At 42.9% G+C, this 13,841-nt stretch carries 14 protein-coding genes and 1 pseudogene; 3 read left to right on the top strand and 12 right to left on the bottom strand.

Annotation, left to right across the window (positions count from 1 at the left end; genetic code table 11):
• Nucleotides 1-19: 19 nt before the first annotated feature.
• From prdB to ACYQ2N_RS09375, 9 genes are all read right to left on the bottom strand, one after another.
• A complete protein-coding gene (prdB, locus tag ACYQ2N_RS09415; protein WP_459998992.1) occupies nt 20-745 on the bottom strand; it encodes a D-proline reductase (dithiol) protein PrdB in 726 nt (241 codons plus the stop codon).
• Between the two features lie 19 nt (nt 746-764).
• Entirely contained in the window at nt 765-959 is a 195-nt protein-coding gene (locus tag ACYQ2N_RS09410) for a CBO2463/CBO2479 domain-containing protein (protein WP_460000503.1), read from the bottom strand.
• Nucleotides 952-2,799, bottom strand: a complete 1,848-nt coding sequence (gene prdA / locus ACYQ2N_RS09405; protein WP_459998991.1) for a D-proline reductase (dithiol) proprotein PrdA — start codon at nt 2,797-2,799, stop codon at nt 952-954. Before prdA ends, ACYQ2N_RS09410 begins: the two co-directional genes overlap by 8 nt.
• A 3-nt stretch (nt 2,800-2,802) precedes the next feature.
• On the bottom strand, nt 2,803-3,882 hold the full coding sequence (prdC, locus tag ACYQ2N_RS09400) for a proline reductase-associated electron transfer protein PrdC (protein ID WP_459998990.1): 1,080 nt from the start codon (nt 3,880-3,882) through the stop codon (nt 2,803-2,805).
• Nucleotides 3,883-4,151: 269 nt separating this feature from the next.
• On the bottom strand, nt 4,152-5,885 hold the full coding sequence (locus ACYQ2N_RS09395; protein ID WP_459998988.1) for a sigma 54-interacting transcriptional regulator: 1,734 nt from the start codon (nt 5,883-5,885) through the stop codon (nt 4,152-4,154).
• A 149-nt stretch (nt 5,886-6,034) separates the two neighbouring features.
• On the bottom strand, nt 6,035-6,280 hold the full coding sequence (locus ACYQ2N_RS09390) for a hypothetical protein (protein ID WP_459998987.1): 246 nt from the start codon (nt 6,278-6,280) through the stop codon (nt 6,035-6,037).
• Nucleotides 6,281-6,331: 51 nt separating this feature from the next.
• A complete protein-coding gene (locus ACYQ2N_RS09385; RefSeq protein WP_459998986.1) occupies nt 6,332-6,490 on the bottom strand; it encodes a glutamate synthase-related protein in 159 nt (52 codons plus the stop codon).
• Between the two features lie 901 nt (nt 6,491-7,391).
• Nucleotides 7,392-7,535, bottom strand: a complete 144-nt coding sequence (locus ACYQ2N_RS09380) for a DUF1540 domain-containing protein (protein WP_460000502.1) — start codon at nt 7,533-7,535, stop codon at nt 7,392-7,394.
• Between the two features lie 657 nt (nt 7,536-8,192).
• Complete coding sequence (locus ACYQ2N_RS09375) at nt 8,193-8,507, bottom strand: class I SAM-dependent methyltransferase (protein ID WP_460000501.1); 315 nt, start codon at nt 8,505-8,507, stop codon at nt 8,193-8,195.
• 513 nt (nt 8,508-9,020) lie between these two features.
• On the opposite strand from ACYQ2N_RS09375, the gene ACYQ2N_RS09370 reads away from it, so the two are divergent.
• Entirely contained in the window at nt 9,021-10,007 is a 987-nt protein-coding gene (locus ACYQ2N_RS09370; RefSeq protein ID WP_459998985.1) for an L-lactate dehydrogenase, read from the top strand.
• 170 nt (nt 10,008-10,177) lie between these two features.
• Nucleotides 10,178-10,441, top strand: a pseudogene (locus ACYQ2N_RS09365) (dipicolinate synthase subunit DpsA); the annotation flags it as partial.
• 308 nt (nt 10,442-10,749) lie between these two features.
• Here the strand turns inward: ACYQ2N_RS09365 and ACYQ2N_RS09360 are convergent.
• Complete coding sequence (locus tag ACYQ2N_RS09360) at nt 10,750-11,118, bottom strand: hypothetical protein (protein WP_459998984.1); 369 nt, start codon at nt 11,116-11,118, stop codon at nt 10,750-10,752.
• A gap of 451 nt (nt 11,119-11,569) precedes the next feature.
• Between ACYQ2N_RS09360 and ACYQ2N_RS09355 the strand changes: the two genes are divergently transcribed.
• A complete protein-coding gene (locus ACYQ2N_RS09355; protein ID WP_459998982.1) occupies nt 11,570-12,229 on the top strand; it encodes a hypothetical protein in 660 nt (219 codons plus the stop codon).
• A 15-nt stretch (nt 12,230-12,244) separates the two neighbouring features.
• On the opposite strand, the gene ACYQ2N_RS09350 is transcribed toward ACYQ2N_RS09355, so the two are convergent.
• On the bottom strand, nt 12,245-13,144 hold the full coding sequence (locus tag ACYQ2N_RS09350; RefSeq protein WP_459998981.1) for a radical SAM protein: 900 nt from the start codon (nt 13,142-13,144) through the stop codon (nt 12,245-12,247).
• Nucleotides 13,145-13,206: 62 nt separating this feature from the next.
• Nucleotides 13,207-13,785: a class I SAM-dependent methyltransferase gene (locus ACYQ2N_RS09345; protein ID WP_459998980.1), complete on the bottom strand. Its 579-nt coding sequence runs from the start codon at nt 13,783-13,785 to the stop codon at nt 13,207-13,209.
• Nucleotides 13,786-13,841 lie beyond the last annotated feature (56 nt).

The raw sequence follows: 13,841 nt of genomic DNA, 5'->3' as shown, positions 1-13,841 counted from the left end.
CCATCCGCCATCTCTAATTCTACACTCTTGCTATATATTCGTATGGTAGGGATAGCACAGTACCGGGATGCTTGATTTGTTCAATAGCTCCTAAGCTGTCACGAAGAATTTTCTTCTGCATCACGATATTATTAGGCTCGCCGGCATTTGCCCCCATCGGAACCCGCGGAGCCGCAGTACGCGGCGCACCTTGTTGTTGTGCTATCGGCGGAAGCGCTGCAATAAGGACAGTTGGAATACCAATACTTTCAATGCACCTCTGCACCAACACGGCAGAGCGGTGACACGTCCCTCAGCCGGCGGTGAGTAATGCAATATCCACGCCCTTATCTTTTAATAATGCCGCTATTTGCGGTCCTGTTTCCTGACGGAATTTTTCCTGGTTTCCTCCTCCACCCATAAAACCAATCATTACCGGTGAGATTCCGCCGATAAACCCTTCCGTATGCAACTCTCGCAGACGGTCAATGGGGAACATACAGTTAATATCTTTATTGACATCAGCATTGTCATATCCCCCATGGGTAACCATCAACTGTTCAGATTCGATGTCACTGGGTATTTCCCGGAAAGTAAAATCTCCTGCCAGTACAAAAGGGCTTTGGTTTTTTAAATGTACTCCGGCAGCGGTTACCAGAGCTACGACTGAGTCACGCAGAGGCTTTGATGGCTCTGCCCAGATGGGGGATGGAACGTCAGGCACATAAATCTCCGACTGCAGACCTTCTACAACTGTAAGTTTCATATGAACTCACTCCTTTCCCTTACTCTTCTATAACCTGAATATAGCTCATATTGAGTTCAACGGACTGACCCACAGCAATTTTAGCATTACTAAGTACTAATCGTAAGGGTATATGTAGATTTCCCATGCGACCGGAAAATTCCACTTTCACCCCCGCTTCAGATACTTCAATAATTTTACCTGTGATTCGCCGGACCAAGTTGTCCCTAACCATTACCACTTTGGCCCCTCCCATTCACTAAGGCTTGATTGTGAATTAGCACTTCCTTTGACCATCTTCTTGCAGGCGCTAAGATTTCCATCCCGGCAATCTTATTTTTCAGCATAGCAGCTGCCCTGCGAGCATCATCGGGACAAAGGGTATTTTCAGCCAGTACCTCGGTTTCTCCCCCGGTTTCAGACTTATTTAAGTCTACCAGAGCATCCATATAACGGTTACCAATAATCAACGCTCCTTGAACTGAGGAATAGGTCATCCCAACAACAGGAATCCCGCGTTTACCTATCTGTTCGATATGGCTGGCGAAATCGATATGGTTATTTCCAAAACCTTCAGTGGTTATGATAACTCCATCAACGTCCATTGCTTCGATTAGAGCCCCCAGCCTCCTTGAGACATAAAATTTCTCTTGATTTGCCTGGGGACTACCGACAAAAATAATACCTATTAGATTTAACTCCTCATCGGAAGCCAGTTCCTCCACTAATGGTTCCCGAAAATAATGCCGTGTCGTTTCCTTAGATGCCGGACCGACGCAAACCAATGCATGGATTCCCCCGTCTCTTACTTCATTAGGCGTAAGCAAAACAGGCAGATTTCCTAAATCGACATTTGGTCGTCCCTCGATAACTCCTGCAGGTTCTTTGGGCAGAATGATATTATCATGCATAGCTCCCTGGCCCATAATTTCTTTTACAATCAATACTCGCGGCCGGCCCGGCCTGTCCACGTCATGGTATTCCTTTTCATCACCGGCATTTTCCGGACCAAGTTTTTTGAGATATTCACGCACGTTCTGTATAATGTAGTCTGTTGCTTTATGGGTAGCATATGGTCCTTGGCGTTCCATACCTGTACCGGCAGCAATTACTACCCTCACCCTGATAATGATATCCTCATGATCGGGTGCACCCGGTCGTCCAAATTTAATTCGTTCAGAGAGTTTGCCTGCCGAGGAACCAAATTCTCCAATTTGTTTTCCATCCTCGTCAACTCCCGTGAGGATTACGACAACTCCCTGAAATACATTCGTTACCCCTTCCCCTAGTTCGCCTTGAACTTTTGCAGCTATCGGAATCACATCCATAATTGTATCTGTTTCTTGGTCCCGGTCTCCAGGATTTATTACATCAATCGTAACGTTCTTAACTAAAGGATCAAATTCAATTGCTTTTAATGCTAAGACCTCATCGATGGTTAATGTTCCATCCTTCCAAACTGTTTCTTTACCCAACACTACCTGATGTACGGCAATCTGACGGATTATGAGAGAACGTTTGACCCTTTCCTGGCGACTCCTATCACTCATGACTCGCTCTTCATCTTCAACCAGGTTATCCCGAAGTAACGATTCATTTGATGCAGTCGATAAGACAGGGGCCAAACCCTGAACTCCTTCATCGTTCATATCTAAAAACTCTATGGGAATCTCAAAAGAGATATTTTCCCCCCGGCCGATATTCAGCCTCAAGTATTTTGCACCTTTTGCATGGCTGCTGGTTATTTTGGAAACTTTGCTTGAATACTCCTCATTCGCTTCCTTCTTTTTACCTGTTTTGAGATGAATATCTTCCTTTTCCAGAATAATAGTTTCCTCTAAGACATCAGGAGTTACCGGAGTAAGGGGATCCAAAGTCTTAGTCAATTTTTTCCCTAAAACCTGACCAATCGTTAAACAATGATCTAAAGTCAGAATACCCGAGTCTACCAAATCCGGGATAATAACCGGATCTTCCAAATGTTCAGCCCCAAGTATTTGCCCGGATTCCTGACGGCAACAAACCACTGCCGGCTCATTTTGATACCGGAAAGCTTTTTCTCCACTAATAGACATTATCTAAGCCCTCCCAAACCTACGAATTAAAGGTATTCTCATCGTGCGCATCACATGATCAGTATGATGATAAACAGTTAAATCCATTTTTCTGGCTACTCCCATCGCTGTGTTAGTACAATCATTACACGTACCTAAGAGAACAGCCTTTGCTCCCATTTTCTTCAAAGACGAAATTGATCCGGCTTGACCTGGACACTTACCGGGATTTTCACATTTTAATCGTTCCCTTACTTCAAATGCCTGTTTACAACGTGTAACCCCCACTACTTCTGACCCCATATCATGGGCTATTTGTCTAAGGCGGAATTCATCTGCACCACAAGCACATACAAGCAATCCAAGAGGACGTTTCTCTTTGGGAAATGGAATGGTCACCAGGACACCGCCTGTACTTTTGGATATTATGCTGTCTAAGGTTCCGCGGCTACCCATAAATGGTCCTCCCAACAGGATTTCTCCTATCTCACCGTTAACCCCGCCATAATCAGCCAGGATTTTTGTCACCGGTGTACCGACAGGTACCTCAAGATAATAGGGACCCTTTTGCTCCTTAAATCTACCCGCAACAGTAATCCATTTTGATATTACCGGGCGTTTCTCATCAATGGCACGGGAAATATTCATGAGAGTTTCCACATTACTGACAACAGCTCCCGCCTGTTTTGGCAACTCCTGTGGTTGTAAAAGCACACCCAGGATCTCCCTAACCAAGGCTCTTTCTTCACCCATGGGATAAATATCCGGCAACATTTTAATGGTCAAGCGGCGGTCCTTGATACCTTTTGCCAATCCCTTCGCAGCTCTTTGATTTTTAGCTTTAACAGCAAGCACACCCCTGGTGGCCCCGGTTATTTCCATTGCATACTGCAATCCCCGGATAATTTTTTCCGGATAATTTTCCATAAGGTACACATTATGTCCGATAACCGGCTCACATTCGACTCCATTGGCAATTACTGTTCCTCCAGTTAGCTTAACATCTAATTTTATATGAGTAGGAAATCCGGCTCCACCGGCTCCCACTACACCGGCAGTGGCAATGAGTTCAAGCAAATTTTCACCGGTTTCATACACTATCATATAATCCCCCGTTAGCAGATTAGGTTGTTAATTCCCCACCATTAATATCACGGTAATGAAAGTATTATTGTTACAACGCAATACCCCTATAAATAGCAAAAAAATGACCAACTCGGGGCTCGTTTCGACGAATTGCCGTTTTTAGCTACCGAATGGTCATTTTTAATTAATGATTGGTCGTTTTTTAAGGCTTAATGGTTTCGAGCTAACCTGCCCTAAGTTATAAACAGCTTCCCAATCTGTCGAATTTCCGACATTTTCACGTCAGTTTATTGACGTATTTTTAAAATATTCATTTTGTAATAGAGACTGCTGCGCGGAATCCCTAGGATTCTTGCAGCTTCTGCTATATTATTGCCTGCGTTCTTGAGTGCGTCCACAATTATCTTTCGTTCCATCCGTTCCGTTAAGGTAGACAAATTAATATTTCCTTTTGGTTTCTCTATAATAAAGTCAGAAAAGTTATCGACCTTGAGATCACCCGGAAGATTCTCGTATTTTACGATACCCTCATCTGCCAGTATAACGAGTCTTTCTAATACATTTTGAAGCTGACGTACATTACCCGACCAATTATAACTCATAAAAGCGATCATAACTTCTGGTTCAAACTCAATATTATCCTTTTGATAAACTGCCGAAATTTTCCGGGTTAATAGATAAACTAATTCCGGTATATCCTCTTTTCGTTCGCGTAACGGAGGAAGGGAAAGAGTAGCAACATTTAATCGAAAATATAGATCTTCCCTGAATTTCCCCCCTTTGATCATTTCTTCCAGGCTGCGGTTTGTTGCAGCAATAATCCTGACATCGACTTGAATCGGCTTGGTACCCCCAATCCGGTAGAATGTTTTTTCCTGCAGAGCCCGCAAAAGTTTAACCTGAGAACCTAATTCCAGTTCGCCAATCTCATCTAAAAATAAGGTTCCTCTGTTGGCCTGCTCAAACTTTCCGGGCTTGCCTTCCTTTAAGGCTCCGGTAAAAGCACCGCCCTCATACCCGAAAACTTCACTTTCAAAAAGCATTTGAGGTAAAGCCCCACAATTTACCGCAACAAAAGGCTGCTGGCTGCGGTTGCTTGCTTCATGAATTGCCCTGGCGAATAACTCTTTTCCGGTTCCGCTCTCGCCCTGGATTAATACCGGAGCTTCAGTAACAGCAAACTTTTGAGCCACTTCAATGGTTTGTTTTATGATGGAACTATGCCCGTAAATTTTTGCAAAAAAGTCGTATTTACTAAGAGAGTTAAGTTCCTGTTTTAATTGCTTAACCTTAACGCTGGTTCGTGTAAGCTCTTCATTTAGGTATACTACATCCCCTATATCCCTTTCCATAGACAAACTTCCGATCAGCTTATTGCCCACCATGATAGGAGCTGATGTGATTAAAACATGAGAACTTTCCCGCGGTTGGTGATAGCTATCTTTTATTACTTTTCTTTCTCTCAGAGTTTGTGAGATCATATCATTTGGAAAATATTTCTTGATTGGTTGTCCCAATATCTCTTTTGCCTTAATATTATACAAAAGTTCAGATTTTGGGTTCCAACATTCCACTTCTTCCTTGTCATTAATAATACAAATGGATTCATTAGCAATTTCCAGAATCTTATCAAATTGTGCCTGACTCCTCTGCCAATCTTCAAAAATCAGGCTGACGAGTATATCCGTTGTAATGACACCACTTATTTTGCCATCCTTATCTTTGACTAAACTACCCATGTTTTCTTTTGTTATTGCCGGAATAACCCTTGTAACATCATCTTCTTCACCTACTATTAATGGAGGAATTAATGAAATAACTTCTTCCACAGTAAGTTCTTGTTGTCCATGAATCAACAGTATCAGTTTTGTGCTAATTACACTCTTGGGCTCATCATTGTTGTCGTAAAAAACCACTGCCTCCCATTTATTTTTCTTTAATTGCTCTTGCAAAGCCGACATTGTTATCCCAATAGGCTGCTTTATAAACGAAGTTGTCATAAAATCTTTTACCTTACGCACAAAAATCGGCTCCCCCCCTCTGAAAATAACAGAAAGCGTCAGAAAATTGACACCTTGGGTTGTCTAAAACGTTCTTGATATTGTTGCATTTTTCCTGCAAATAAAAAACAAAATGTCAATAAGCTTTAGCTTATAATCAAAACCTAAATCTATAGCAACAGCCAAGTCGTCCTCCAGATGTCCGGTGCCATAAGTTTTAAGGCAATAGGGATACTTTTTGCCTTTTTACGGAGACTTTTCATGAACCCAGGCCAATCGCTCTGTTTTTGAATTCCAGGAGGTGCCGGAAAGGATATAGCCGGTTCACTAGGAGCCAATCCTGAAAGCTCTTGCGCCCTACCTTGAAATTCTACTGCCTCAACGGTAACAGCACCCATGTCTGCGCCTTGTCCCATTTGAACTTCCAACATATCAGCGGAATCAATGTCTTCCTGATTTCTCGCCCCCTACGCCCAGCGTGAAATCTGTAGGACGTATTTCCCGGCTTCCGCACGTTCCTCCGGTAGAAAGGGACCTTCCCCGGAACACGTGGTAGTTTGCAGGCTTTTCGCTGCTCTGGCCAAGGCCCTTTTAGCTTCCTCGCTGAGTGCTATGCCATAGGCCATTGCGCTGATCATAATGGGGATATTGATAACGAGCGGCTTTTGGGCTTTGGGCCAATCGTTACCTGCATGTTTAACGGGGTGTTTTCCTTTAGAGAAAGTGCTGTCATTAGGCGGGGAGCAAACTTCAGTTTGTAAAATCCAGGAAAATGTTTTGGAGTTCCTAGCGGCCGGGTGATTATTTTCTCATTCTCGGCGCGCAACCCTATCTCCAGGATATTTAGAACCGAAATCCGTTTTCCTGCCGGAAATACTTCCATTAGGTTCTGAGTATATTTATCCGAAAGCAATCGGCCGACAACATCACTAATCTGTTTGCCAACAATGTAACGGATAATGCAATAATCAAATAAGGGTTTAGCAGCAAACGAACCTGCATAAAATCCATACATAAGACCCGCCAAAGATAGGTCTCGATAAAACCGGCAACCAGCAGGGCTGAGGCCATGGTTATCAGTCCGCCATTGAGTAAAAGTACAGCCAGAACTCCGCCCCTATAGCCCTCGGGTGTGGGTTCACTGCCCCGGCTCAGAACATAATAACACCCAGCGATGACCAAAAACCCAGGGTGCCGAACAATGCCAAATGGGCATGAGCGGATGTAATAAAAGTCCCATACTACTTAAATTAAAGAGTTCGATAAGTCTAAACGGTATCTGAATGTATGGTCTGTCCTGTGGTGGCAGGCTTAATTTTTTGGGCGTAGTTTCCGTAGGGCTTTGAGGTAGCCCCTAGCTTTATAGCATAATTCCACGGGCAGTTTGTCTTAAATGACAGATTCATGGTGCGGACGTTTCTTGACGCTCTGGCTTTTTGTTAATAAGGGAAATTCAATGGTTGCAGGATACTGGTGGTAAAAATTAAAGGTTGCCTAACGGCAACCCTTGACGGAACTTTTTTAACTTTAGGGTTTAAAGGTTTTACAAATGGTATCATCAGAAGTCTGAGCACTGCTGACTTGGTTGTTAACCTCGATACCATCTGCAGTACAATGGTTACCGCTCCCCCAGTAATTACAGGTATCCACTGTACATTTCAAATTTGACATTACCATAAAGATCACCTCCGAGCATAATGTTTCCAGATGCTACGCCGTTTATGTGTAAGTATCTGCCAAATATTTGGATCTTAACCATTGCAAGACAAGTAAAGTGAGTGGAACTATTGAAACCGCTAATCTTGATGAGATCGCGATTCTTTATTCAATCCCTTCAGCAGAGGGTGCCTTTCGGCCAGGATAATCCTAAAATGAAGCCTAATTCTCTTGTTGCACACATGAATAAAATCCCCGGAACCACAAATACTACACTGATAAGTTGGCTCGTTGGTGGGGATAATGTAGATAAAATAATTAAGTTAGTGACACGAAGCCCTTATAGCCATGTTGTAAGTGTGGTTAACCCCAATCAAGTAGTAGAAATTCTTCCTTTGTCAACAGCAAGGTTCAAAAAAATACAGGATTATTCTGGACGTTCTGACGTGTTCACTTGTGAACGATTATCCAACGATGACCCAAGAAAGATTGTTAGCTATGTGACGGGGAAGATCGGGACCTCATACGACTATTACTTGATAACCTGGGAAGCCTCACGCTACTTGTTTAACTGGGTATGGCCCTACAAGAGTTTGACGTATCCTTGCTCCATTTTTTACCTTTTACGGAAGTTTTTTAAGTATAGTGGTTAACGAGAAGAAATCATAATTTTTATGGAAGCGTTGCCGTAAATAGCAAACATGGTTCCAAGACAACAACTTTGCCATAAGGCTTGAGGATTCGCTGAAATTCAGAGAGATAAGGTGCCAAATCTTCTGAAGCGATGTGATGTAACACCGCTAACGAAAGGATGTAATCGACAGAATTGTTCTCCAGAGGCAAATTGGTACCTTCCAAGACTCGAAAGTTATAGCCAGGGTTTAAACGTCTGGCATAAGCAATGCGTCGCGAATCCGGATCTACCCCTGTATAGTGGGCTTTCGAACACAGGGAGCTAGCTGACCCAATTCCTGAACCAAAATCAATACCTTTTTGTCGGAGAAATTAAAATATCGGCCCAGAACACCTTTTATGTACAAATTGTTCTAGCCAAACAGGGCCGTATGAATATGTGCAGGGGGTGTCGGGTATGCGGCATTTCTGGTGTGACTGTGAAACCTCGGGTTTGAGAGTATGAGACCGGGGGCATTTCACAAAGGGGTGGCTAGGTGGAATGGTCATCCTATACGAGTCAGTGTGTATGGTATTTATGACATTCGGGAATACCTAATAAGTGATGGCTACAAGTTACGTGATTTCCTGGGGGTTCAGTCCATTGGCTGTTCAAGGATATTGAATTGGTTAAGTTTTGAGATTTAGGTGAGGATTTGCTTAACGAGTTTGATGAAAAGATTGTAGGGCTTGCTGAATAGCGTTCCCTTCTTAGGCTGCCTGCTTGAAGTCGGGCGGCATTGCGAATCACGTTTGCCGGAGTAAAGTTAAAGCCGCATAAGCGGCTTTTTTCTTTGGCATCCTAGCGGATAAAGGAAGGTGTTTTTTATGAGCATTCATGACAGCAAAGTCGTCATAATCGGAAGTGGATTTGTGGGGACGAGTATCGCATATGCTACTTTGATCCGGGGATTATGCACGGAATTAGTAATAGTGGATATCAATAGGGAAAAAGCGGAAGGCGAAGTCATGGATTTAAGTCACGGACTGCCTTTTGTTCCCCCGGTTGAAATTCGGGCAGGGGGGTATGAGGAATGTGCTGGGGCTGAAATTATTGTGATCTCGGCAGGAGCTAATCAAAAACCAGGGCAATCCAGGTTGGAACTTGCTCAGCAAAATGCTAAGATTCTTCATTTGATTCTCGGGGAAATAGAAAAATATGAAAAAAATGCCATACTCCTTATTGTAACAAACCCTGTTGATGTGTTAACAACGCTTGCCAGTCAGCATAGTCAGCTTCCACCTGAACGAGTGATTGGGTCAGGTACGGTCCTTGATACAGCGCGTTTCCGGTACCTTCTCAGTCAACGTTGTGGGATTAGTGCGAATAGTATTCACGCCTACGTTGTCGGAGAGCATGGAGATTCGGAAGTTCCTCTTTTTAGTTCGGCTAGTATTGCCGGAAGTCCATTAAGCCTTCTATGTAAAAATTGTATCGGTACCTGTAATAAGAATTGGCAGGAAGAAGTAACAGCAGAAGTACGCAGGGCAGCGTATGAGATTATAAACCGCAAAGGGGCTACTTATTACGGTATTGGGTTAAGCTGTGCATATATTCTTCAATCTATCTTACGTGACGAACAAAAAGTCCTAACCGTATCGAGCTGTCTAAATGACCAATACGGGAACTTGGGTACCGCGCTTAGTGTGCCTTCTGTACTGGGTAAAGAGGGGATTAACCGTCGGCTTCAAGTAAGTATGAATCCGTTTGAAAAGGATATGTTTATAAGATCGGCGGAAATGTTGAAGGAATCCGTACAAACCATAAAGAAGCAATACCTCTCATCCATTGGAAAGGGCATGTGTACCACGTGATTTATAGATATGTCATGCTGAGGAGGAATATCAAAATGAAACGTCTAAATCAAGTCCAAAACATCAGCGAATGGGTTGCCCCCATAGGTTCTCCCTTTCCATATCATATTAAGGTAGTTAATTCATGCACGTTCTAGTGATCAGAGGGGCTATTGAAGGGGGCACACAAAATGGTTGAGGGTCTGAAAAGAATTCGCTTGGCTGTTATAGGGGGAGACGATCGGGAACTGTATCTTATCCCAGAACTACAGAAGCAGGGAGCTTACATAGTCGGAGTCGGCTTCGAGAAAGCAACGTCTATACCAGAAATGTTACGGACATCATCCGTTCAAGAGGCTGCTGGAATGGTTGATGCTTTGCTTTTCCCGATGTTTGGTACCGATGAACGCGGGGGGGTGAAAGCTAAATATTCGGATTTTCCCATTGTCCGAAATGCAATATTGAGTACAGTAGCATAGCATGGGATACGGCAACACTGAAGGCTAAAGGTCAGAACAAGATAAATGATTTTAGTGATGATGATATTGAGTCTATCGAGATGCAAATACCGAACTACAGTTACATTTGTCCTGGGTGTGGGGCAGAATCAGTAATTGGTGTCGCAGGTTTAACTTAATAACATTCTAATCGCTATGAAAAACAGATGTACCATACGAAATTCTAATAAACCTATTAACCCATTGTTACGAAATCGACCCGGCACCGCCGAGGGCTTTATTGATAGGTACATCTCTGACAGGGCTTAAAACTCAACCTCATGTTTTAGAATTTCTTCAATTCGTCTTTCTATTTTATCCAAATCAAGTTGGGCTTCTTTTCTAATACTTTTTCGAAGCATAGGACCTATCTGATGAATATCATCATAGATGTCATGTAAAAGTTCTAGGGCAGCTGTGGCTTCCATAACTTCTTTGGGGGTTTCCACTATATTGGCTAAAACCGCTGTTTCGGTCCGTGAAGCAATTAGGGGAATACCTATTTGTTCTACATACACGCGTGTTCTCCGTCCGGGACCTCGGTCTTCCTCGATTGGCTCCAACGCAATGACCTTATCGGAGCGTACGAATTTTCCATATCCCAAGGGAATAATGATATTTTCTCTAATTTCCAAGTTGCTCCAATCCTTTCCTAAATACCTTATCCGTAATTTCCCCGATACGTTGGTAATTATGCCAACCCGGAATCCCAATCCAGTTTAAGGAGTACAACTTGTATAAAGCAAAAGTTAACCTTTTGGTAAAAACAAAATAGCCCTCTCCCACCTAAGCGAGAGAGGGCATACTCATATGTGCTGCAATTAATCCCAGCGTTTGCTTGACCTTAAGATTTATCTTTACCTATGATGGTGCTGGAATGTTCTACCACTAGGTACTTGGTGGCACTCCGCTTCTATTTCCCACCAAGAAATATTTATAGGTAAACCGGGGTTAGGGCAGGAAGAATTTGCTCCTCCCGGCTGCAAATAGAGATAAATCACATGAAAATCGTTAAAACCGGGGATATTATTGCTTGAACTGATAGGAGGTAGTTAAGAAATGGGCTGGTAGGAGGTAAGTTAAGAGATGGAAGTCTCTGTCAGGAAACTATTGTTTTTAGTGAGTGTTTTTACGCTGCTATGGTTCACGACTTACAGTTTTCTAAACAACTCCAATTTCGGGATACCAGTTCAGCAAATACCTGAACAGTCTATAATTGAGCCGGGTCCGGCTTCTGAAATTCAACCTGGAGACATTCTTTTAATACGTGGTAATACTTGGGTAGACAAAATAATTAAGTTAGTGACACGAAGCCCTTATAGCCATGTTGTAGGTGTAGTTAACCCCAATCAAGTAGTAGAAATTCTTCCTTTGTCAACAGCAAGGTTCAAAAAAATACAGGATTATACTGGACGTGCTGATGTGTTTACTTGCGATCGATTATCAGTAGATGACCGAAAAAAGATTGTTGATTATGTAACGGCCAAGATCGGGACCTCATACGATTACAACTTGGTAATCTGGGAAGCATCACGCTACTTGTTGAACTGGAAGTGGCCATACAGGAGTAAGGATAGCAGCCTTTGCTCAACGCTTTGGGCGGACGCTTATCGAAAGGCCGGGGTTGATTTATGTCCTAATATTAAGTTTCCTGTTCCCGGGGATCTTGCGAAGTCACAATACTTACACAAAGTCAGAGGCCGGATAACACGTGTATCAAACATCATCAATGTCGGTAAAAAGTAAATATGAAGATTTATGCTACCTAACAAGGTTTAGTCCGAGTCCTTGGGCCAAATCTAAAGCTTCCTTGTATTCCCGTTTGGACATTCTTTGGGATATCTCGGAATATCTAGACGCTTGATGGGCCGGGTAATACTGGTCCATTAAGTTTACTACGCAATCGGGCGACAATTCTTGCTTGATGTATTTTAAGACTTCTTTGGTATCCTCCAGTCCCCCCGGCATCATTAAATGCCTAATAATCAATCCTCTGTAGGCGATCCCTGCCTCGTTCACCTTCAATCCGCCTACCTGACGGTCCATTTCCTTTAAGGCTAACTTCACCTTTTCAGGATAATCCTTCACCTTGGAATAGCGGCTTCCCCTTTCAGCAAGATGATACTTAAAGTCGGGCATGTAAATGTCAACTACACCATCTAACAAAGCCAAAGTTTCAAGACTTTCGTAGCCGCCGCAATTATAGACCAGCGGGAGGCTTAATCCTTTTTGAGCCGCCATAAAAACAGCGTCCAGGATGTTTGGCGCAAAATGGGTTGGTGTTACAAGATTGATATTATGACAGCGGTAATGATTCTGGAGCAGGAGCATAATTTCCGCTAACGTCTCGTTCGTAATTATTTGCCCTTCGCCGCCGAAACTAAGCTCGCAGTTCTGACAAAAAACACAACGCATGTTGCAATAACCAAAAAAGATCGTACCTGAGCCATTGTGTCCAACTAAAGGCGGCTCCTCCCCGTAGTGTGGACCATAGCTAGCGATCACAGCCTTGTCGGGAGCCTGGCAAAAACCAAGTTTTTCTTGCCTGTTGACTCCGCATTGGTGAGGACAAAGATTACACTTTGTCAGATGTTCTTTGGCCTTGAGCACTCTTTGTTCCAGTTGATGGTTTTTCAAGAGTTTGACGTATCCTGGTTCCATTTTTCACCTTTTTCCAGAAGTTTTTTTTAAGTATTGTGGTTAACGAGAAGAAATCATAATTTTTATGGAATCGTTGCCGTAAATAGAACTTCGTTATACAAAACCTTCTTAAATTCTGTTAGGAATTCGGTTTTAAAGTCTTTTAGTTCAAAAATTTTAATGTACGAGTCGTAATCTCGAATAAAGCTACCGTTATCACATAATTTCATAATGGAGTTATAAAAAAAAGATTTTTTAAGCAGACATGGTTCCAAGACAACAACTTTGCCATTAGGCTTCAGGATTCGCTGAAATTCAGAGAGATAAGGTGCCAAATCTTCTGAAGCGATGTGATGTAACACCGCTAACGAAAGGATGTAATCGACAGAATTGTTCTCCCGAGGCAAATTGGTACCTTCCAAGACTCGAAAGTTATAGCCAGGGTTTAAACGTCTGGCATAAGCAATGCGTCGCGAATCCGGATCTACCCCTGTATAGTGGGCTTTCGAACACAGGGAGCTAGCTGACCCAATTCCTGAACCAAAATCAAGTACCTTTTTGTCGGTGAAATTAAAATATCGGCCCAGGACACCTTTTATATACAAATTGTTTAAAATATCTGGACGGACAAACCAATGATAGAGGCGAGGGGATAGTTCCATGCATTTTACCTCAATAATTTTTTGCAAACACATGGACTAATATTCCCTTAGTTTAA

It is taken from the genome of Paradesulfitobacterium aromaticivorans, from assembly GCF_054657415.1.
Note: the sequence above shows the minus strand (reverse complement) of the source record. Positions and strands in the feature narration are given on the sequence as shown.

Bases quoted from the DNA above. Each gene is read 5' to 3' on its own strand.
- ACYQ2N_RS09355 (WP_459998982.1), top strand. From the start codon at position 11,570: ATGGAAGTCTCTGTCAGGAAACTATTGTTTTTAGTGAGTGTTTTTACG.
- prdC (WP_459998990.1), bottom strand. From the start codon at position 3,882: ATGATAGTGTATGAAACCGGTGAAAATTTGCTTGAACTCATTGCCACT.
- ACYQ2N_RS09350 (WP_459998981.1), bottom strand. From the start codon at position 13,144: ATGGAACCAGGATACGTCAAACTCTTGAAAAACCATCAACTGGAACAA.
- ACYQ2N_RS09385 (WP_459998986.1), bottom strand. From the start codon at position 6,490: ATGGCCTATGGCATAGCACTCAGCGAGGAAGCTAAAAGGGCCTTGGCC.
- ACYQ2N_RS09345 (WP_459998980.1), bottom strand. From the start codon at position 13,785: ATGGAACTATCCCCTCGCCTCTATCATTGGTTTGTCCGTCCAGATATT.
- ACYQ2N_RS09380 (WP_460000502.1), bottom strand. From the start codon at position 7,535: ATGTCAAATTTGAAATGTACAGTGGATACCTGTAATTACTGGGGGAGC.
- ACYQ2N_RS09370 (WP_459998985.1), top strand. From the start codon at position 9,021: ATGAGCATTCATGACAGCAAAGTCGTCATAATCGGAAGTGGATTTGTG.
- ACYQ2N_RS09390 (WP_459998987.1), bottom strand. From the start codon at position 6,280: ATGGGACAAGGCGCAGACATGGGTGCTGTTACCGTTGAGGCAGTAGAA.
- ACYQ2N_RS09410 (WP_460000503.1), bottom strand. From the start codon at position 959: ATGGTTAGGGACAACTTGGTCCGGCGAATCACAGGTAAAATTATTGAA.
- prdA (WP_459998991.1), bottom strand. From the start codon at position 2,799: ATGTCTATTAGTGGAGAAAAAGCTTTCCGGTATCAAAATGAGCCGGCA.